Origin of the sequence: Sporichthya sp., assembly GCF_013815995.1 — a bacterium.
Classification (GTDB): domain Bacteria; phylum Actinomycetota; class Actinomycetes; order Sporichthyales; family Sporichthyaceae; genus Sporichthya.
In genome coordinates this window covers 1-2,132 of sequence record NZ_JACDFE010000382.1, presented here as the reverse complement: position 1 = coordinate 2,132, position 2,132 = coordinate 1, and the positions used below count along the sequence as shown (strand labels likewise).

General features: G+C 72.0%; 3 protein-coding genes. 1 reads left to right on the top strand and 2 read right to left on the bottom strand.

Annotated features, from left to right (window positions below; genetic code table 11):
- The coding region (locus H0X00_RS23540; RefSeq protein ID WP_293775275.1) for a hypothetical protein at nucleotides 1-672 on the top strand (672 nt) is incomplete at its 5' end.
- Here the strand turns inward: H0X00_RS23540 and H0X00_RS23535 are convergent.
- Nucleotides 669-1,478: an ABC transporter permease gene (locus H0X00_RS23535; protein WP_293775274.1), complete on the bottom strand. Its 810-nt coding sequence runs from the start codon at nucleotides 1,476-1,478 to the stop codon at nucleotides 669-671. The two genes, H0X00_RS23540 and H0X00_RS23535, sit on opposite strands and share 4 nt — an antisense overlap.
- A partial coding sequence (locus H0X00_RS23530) for an ATP-binding cassette domain-containing protein (protein WP_293775273.1) occupies nucleotides 1,475-2,132 on the bottom strand: 658 nt, incomplete at its 5' end. The genes H0X00_RS23530 and H0X00_RS23535, both read right to left, overlap by 4 nt.

Here is a 2,132-nt window from a genome sequence, read left to right as displayed (position 1 = left end):
GCCGTGGCCCAGGACCGGCCCGGCCCGGTGGTCCTGGTGTCCGGATACGGCGCACCCAGTTCGAACCTCAAGGCCCTGGCTGCGCGGCTGCGCGCGGACGGCCGGCCGGCCGAGGTCGTGCCCGGGCCGGAGCAGAACACCGAGGACCTTCGCACTCAGGTCGCGGCGGTCGAGCAGGCCGTGGCTGACGCCCTCCGCGGCGGCGCGCCCTCGGTCGATGTCATCGGCTACTCCGCCGGGGGCGTGGTCGCCCTCCTGTGGGCCCAGCAGCATGAGGGCGCGACGCGGGCGCGACGCATCATCACCCTCGGCTCACCGTTCCACGGCACCACACTCGCCTCGACCGGCGCCGCAGTCTTCCCCGGGCTCTGCCCGGTGGCCTGCCGGCAACTGGTGCCGGACAGCGAGCTGCTGCGGAGCCTCGGACCGGACGGTTCCGCGGCCACCGACCACCCCGCCTGGCTGTCGATCTGGACCGCGAACGATTCCACCGTGACCCCGCCGGAGTCGGCGCGCCTGACCGGGGCGCTCAACCTGCAGTTGCAGGACCTCTGCCCGGCCGCCGGCGTCGGTCACGGAGGGCTGCCGGTCGACCGGGCCGTCGTCCGGATCGTGGAGGGCGCGCTCGCCGGCGGCGCGCTGACCGCACCGACAGCAAGCGTGTGCGCCTAGTTCGCGATGTCCTTCGAGGACAGGTTTGCCCACGCGAGGGCGAGGAACACCCCGGCGTAGACGACCTGGATCGCCAAGCCCCGCTCGAGCTCACGCCAGAGGATCGGATCGCGGAACAGATCGATCCACGCCAGCCAGTACCGCGTCGGCAGGTACGGCGCCACCGGCGAGGACGCCTGCAGCGAGACCAGGATCTGGCTTCCGACGAGACCTGCGAGTGCACCCAACGCCGCGCCGGACGGTGAGTCGCTGACCGTGGACAGGAACAGCGCGATCGCGGCGACCCCGACCATGGAGATGCCGATGAAGCCGACGGCCAGCAGCATCCGCACCGCCACCTGAGTGGGCGTCAGTTCAGCTCCGGAGACGGAGACCACCGAGCCGCGCTCGTTGCCCAGCAGGCCGATCCCGACGACCAGGGACACCAGTGCGACGATCACGACGGCGCCGAGTACGAAGACGATGACCGCGACCAGCTTGGCGACGAGCAGGCGCGTCCGGCTCACCGGACGGATCAGCAGGTAGCGCAGCGTTCCGGCGTTGGCCTCCCCCGCGATGGCCTCGCCGGCCATCAGCGCGACGGAGACCGGCAGGAAGATCGGGAGCACGATCGCCAACGCCGCGGCCGGGTAGAGCGCACCGTTGTTCAGCACCGCGGACAGGAACGCGGGACCTTCGCCCGGACGGGGGCCGATGTCCCGCACAGAGACGAAGATCGCAACCACGGTGGGCAGCAGACACAACAGCGCCACGCTCACCCAGGTCCGGGGCCGGCGGAGCATTTTGATCAGCTCGACCCGGATCATCGGATGCCCCCCACTGATCGGTCCGGCCGATCCACCCGGTCGCTGCCGGAGCCGACCATGTCGAGGACGACGTTCTCCAAGGTGCGGCGCTCGACCAGGACGCCGTGAATCCGCAGCCCGTGCCCCACCAGATACGCGGTGAGCTCGGCCGGATCGTCGGCGCGGACCGCGAGGCGGTCCCCGCCGCGCCCACTCGCCCGGCCGTCGAGCAGGGTGAGGGCCCGCTCGGTGTCGGGGGTGTCCACCAGCACCAACCCGGTGGCGGTCCTCAGGGCCTCGAGGGAGTCCTCCACGAGCAACCGCCCACGGTCGAGGATGCCGACCCGGTCGCAGGTCGCTTCGATCTCGGCCAGCAGGTGCGAGGACATGAACACCGTGGTGCCGGCGGCGTTGAGTTCGGCCAGTAGCGCGCGCACCTCCTGAATGCCACCGGGGTCCAGACCGTTCGTGGGTTCGTCCAGCACGAGCAGGCGACGCGGCACCAGCAGCGCTGCGGCGAGCCCGAGGCGTTGTCGCATGCCGAGCGAGTAGGCCTTGACCGGTCGGTTGTCGACGCCGCCGAGACCGACGCGGGCCAACGCATCGTCGACCCGGCCTGCGCGGGAGGACCGCCGCCCGCCCGGGCCGGCCGCGTCGAGCAGCGCCAGGTTGCGG